The organism is Vulcanococcus sp. (assembly GCF_044369115.1).
In the GTDB taxonomy this organism is placed as follows: domain Bacteria; phylum Cyanobacteriota; class Cyanobacteriia; order PCC-6307; family Cyanobiaceae; genus Vulcanococcus.
Genome location: NZ_JBIPMN010000218.1, coordinates 1 through 3,559 on the forward strand (window position 1 = coordinate 1; position 3,559 = coordinate 3,559).

Annotated in this window: 5 protein-coding genes and 1 pseudogene; 2 read left to right on the forward strand and 4 right to left on the reverse strand. The window is 65.3% G+C overall.

Going from position 1 to position 3,559, the window contains the following annotated elements:
* The 3 genes and pseudogenes from prfB to ACIQ2E_RS13365 form a co-directional block, all read right to left on the reverse strand.
* Window positions 1–983, reverse strand: a pseudogene (gene prfB / locus ACIQ2E_RS13355) (peptide chain release factor 2); the annotation flags it as partial.
* A gap of 31 nt (window positions 984–1,014) precedes the next feature.
* Complete coding sequence (locus ACIQ2E_RS13360; protein WP_398331484.1) at window positions 1,015–1,434, reverse strand: type II toxin-antitoxin system VapC family toxin; 420 nt, start codon at window positions 1,432–1,434, stop codon at window positions 1,015–1,017.
* Complete coding sequence (locus ACIQ2E_RS13365) at window positions 1,416–1,646, reverse strand: type II toxin-antitoxin system Phd/YefM family antitoxin (RefSeq protein ID WP_398331487.1); 231 nt, start codon at window positions 1,644–1,646, stop codon at window positions 1,416–1,418. Before ACIQ2E_RS13365 ends, ACIQ2E_RS13360 begins: the two co-directional genes overlap by 19 nt.
* Window positions 1,647–1,755: 109 nt before the next feature.
* On the opposite strand from ACIQ2E_RS13365, the gene grxC reads away from it, so the two are divergent.
* On the forward strand, window positions 1,756–2,019 hold the full coding sequence (grxC, locus tag ACIQ2E_RS13370) for a glutaredoxin 3 (RefSeq protein ID WP_398331490.1): 264 nt from the start codon (window positions 1,756–1,758) through the stop codon (window positions 2,017–2,019).
* Window positions 2,016–3,011, forward strand: coding sequence for a glutathione synthase (gene gshB / locus ACIQ2E_RS13375; protein ID WP_398331493.1), 996 nt, complete (start codon window positions 2,016–2,018; stop codon window positions 3,009–3,011). The genes grxC and gshB overlap by 4 nt, the downstream gene beginning before the upstream one ends.
* Here the strand turns inward: gshB and ACIQ2E_RS13380 are convergent.
* Window positions 3,001–3,559, reverse strand: a 559-nt coding sequence (locus ACIQ2E_RS13380) for an ion transporter (protein WP_398331496.1), incomplete at its 5' end; no start/stop codon positions are given. The two genes, gshB and ACIQ2E_RS13380, sit on opposite strands and share 11 nt — an antisense overlap.

Below are 3,559 nucleotides of genomic sequence, written 5' to 3' on the forward strand. Positions count from 1 at the left end.
ACACGTAGTTGCGGATCTGGTTGCCCCAGGCCGCCTCCACGATGTCGCCGCGGATGTCGGCGATCTCGGCGGCCCGCTGCTCCTGGGCGATCACCAGCAGCTTGGCCATCAGCAGGGCCATCGCCTTCTCCTTGTTCTGGAGCTGGGAGCGCTCCTGGGTGCAGCGCACGAACAGGCCGGTGGGGATATGCAGGATGCGCACGGCCGTTTCCACCTTGTTCACGTTCTGGCCGCCGGCACCGCCCGAGCGGGAGGTGGTGATTTCCAGGTCCTTGTCGGGGATGTCGAGCTTCACCTCCTCCTCGATCTTGGGCATCACCTCCACGCCGGCAAAGCTCGTTTGCCGCTTGTCGTTGGCGTTGAACGGGCTGATGCGCACCAGCCGGTGGGTGCCCTTCTCGTTGCGCAGGTAGCCGTAGGCGTAGCGGCCCTCGATCTCGATCGTGCAGCTCTTGATGCCCGCTTCTTCCCCTTCGCTGAGTTCGTCCACGGTCACCTTCATGCCGTGGTCTTCGGCCCAGCGGGTGTACATGCGCATCAGCATCAGCGCCCAGTCCTGGGCGTCGGTGCCGCCGGCGCCGGCGTTGATGCTGATCACGGCGCCTTCCTTGTCGTAGGGGCCGCTGAGTAAGCGCTCCAGCTCCCAGCGATCCAGATCGGCCCGTAGCTTCTGCAGGGCTTCATTGGATTCGCCCAGCAGTTCCTCGTCGGGCTCAAGCCCGTAGATCTCAACAGTGGCCTCGGCGTCGGCCACGGCCGCCTGCCACTGGCTGAGCTGCTCGAGCTGGGCCTTCACCTCATCGAGCTGGCGCATCTTGGCCTGGGCCTGTTTCTGGTCGTCCCAGAAGTCGGGCTGGGAGGCGAGCTGCTCGAGGTCCTGTTGGCGTGCTTTCAGTGCAGGAACGTCAAAGACAGTCCTGGGCATTGCCCAGGCGGTCAGTGAGCTCGGAGAGGTCGCGCTTGAAGTCGGTGAGGTCGAGCACCGGCGGGTGTTGAACGTTGGATCGACCGTACCTAATGGCGGGCGTCGAGGCGGTTGAGGGAGCCATTGCTCCAGTTGAGGATGGCGAGATCGGCGCTGATCAGCAGGGCTTGCTCGGTGAGGGCCGTCGCCACGATGAAGCGATCAGCGGGATCGGCGTGGAAGGCCTCGAGGGCCACAGCCGTAAGTGCCACGGGGGCATCCACGGGGCGCTCTTTGAGACCCGCCGCGCACCAGTCATCGCGCCACTGCCGCGGAGTGCTCTCCAGGGTGATGCGCCCGCGTTTCTCCAGCATGGCCACCTCCCAGAAGCTGATCGCACTCACGACCACCTGGTCGCTCCGCCAGGCTTGTTCGATGCGCCTCCGCGCTTCTAGGCCCAGTTGGGGTGCGTCACTGTCCAGCCAGAGCAGAACGTGCGTGTCGAGCAGGATCACTCCAGAGCGCTCCAAGGCTCGTTCAACGGGGCCACCACATCGCCGATCAGCCGTGTGCTCGGGTGCAGGCCAAAGGGTGTGGGTCGCCTGGTTCCCCGGGTGGGATGCAGTTCCGCCACGGGTACGCCGTTCTTGGTGATCACCAAGGGTTCACCGCTGCGCGCCACCTCGTCCATCAGGCCGAGACACCGGGCCTTGAACTGGCTGGCGCTGATGCTCTGAACCATGGCAGCACTGAGCGGCTTATGACCATGGTAATGACCATGGTTGGTTTCGGTGCTTGCGCTGGGTTCAGGTGGGCCGCTTCTAGGATCCAGCTCACCGCAGCACGCCCTGATGGCGAACGTTGAGATCTACACCTGGCGCGCCTGTCCGTTCTGCATCCGGGCCAAGGCGCTGCTGGACCGCAAGGGCGTGGATTACACCGAATATGCGATTGATGGCGATGAGGCCGCTCGCGCGGTGATGGCCTCCAAGAGCGGTGGTCGCCGCAGCGTTCCGCAGACCTTCATCGACGGCCAGCACGTGGGCGGCTGCGACGACCTGCATGCGCTGGAGCGCAGCGGTCAGCTCGATGTGCTGCTCGGAGCTGCGGCTTGAGCCTGATCGAGAGCGGCCGTGAGGCCCAGCTGTTTGTGATCGATCCGATCGCGCAGCTGCGCCCCACCAAAGATTCCAGCGTGGCCCTGATGCAGGCAGCCCAGCGGGCAGGCCAGCAGGTGTGGGTGTGTACCCCAGCCCAGCTGGCGGTACGAGGTTCCAACCAGGCCCATGAGCCGATGGTGCTCGCTCAGCCGATCCGCCTGGCGGAGATCCGGCCCACCGCCGATGGCTGGGATCTCCCCGATCCCTGGTTTGAAGCAGATGAGCCTCGCTGGCTGCCGCTCACTTCCTTCCCCCGGGTGTGGATGCGCAAAGACCCGCCGGTGGATGAGGCCTACCTTTATGCCACTCACTTGCTCGAGCTGGCGGAGCGGCAGGGCGTGAAGGTGCTCAACCGTCCCGCCTCGCTGCGGGCCTGGAACGAGAAGCTCGGTTCCTTGCGCTGGAGCCACTTGATGGCGCCCAGCCTTGTGGGCAGCACCATTGAGCAGCTGGCCGCCTTCGCTGCCGACCATGGCGATGTGGTGCTCAAGCCCCTCGGTGGCCGGGCTGGCCAGGGTGTGGTGCGTAGCCACGCCGGTGCGCCTGGCTTCAAGGCGCTACTGGAGCTGGTGACCAACCAGCAGACATTGCCGGTGATGGTGCAGGCCTTCCTGCCGGCTGTGATCGCCGGCGATAAGCGCATCCTGTTAGTGAACGGTGAACCCCTCGGCGCGGTGAACCGCAAGCCGGCCCCAGGGGAATTCCGCAGCAACCTGGCGGTGGGCGGTGCGCCGGAAGCCACTGAGCTCACGGATCAGGAACGGCGCATCTGTGCGGAGCTGGCTCCGGCGCTTCAGGCGGAAGGTCTGTTCTTCGTGGGCATCGATGTGATCGATGGCCGCCTCAGCGAGATCAATGTGACCAGCCCCACCGGCGTGCGCGAGGTGGAGCGGCTCGGTGGCATTGCCCTGGCTGATCAGACGATGGAGCGGCTGCTCAGTTGCTGAGCGGCTTCCCGCAATGGGGGCAGCTTCCTGTGCTGGTGCTGGTGCTGGATTGACGCTGTTCCCGCTGCGCCTCCTGCAGGCTGGCAGTGACGATGCCAGTGGGAACCGCAATGATGCTGTAGCCCAGCAGCATCACCAGAGAGGCCACGAAGCGCCCGAGCGTGGTGACGGGTGTCACATCGCCGTAGCCCACCGTGGTGATCGTGACGATCGCCCAGTAGATCCCCACCGGGATGCTGGTGAACCCGCTGCGCTCGCCCTCGATCACATACATCAGCGTGCCGATCAGCACCACCAGCGCCACGATCGTGAGCAGAAACACGCTGATCTTGCGGCGGCTGGCCACCAAGGCCTGGCGCAATAGCTGCGCCTCATCGAGATAGGAGCCCAGCTTCAGGATCCGGAACACCCGCAGCAGCCGCAGCACGCGCACAATCAACAGTGATTGCCCGGCCGGGATCCCCAGGGTGAGCAGCGGTGGCAGGCTCGACACCAGATCCACCAGGCCGAAAAAGCTGCGCGCGTAGGACCACGGCCGTTTGCTGCAC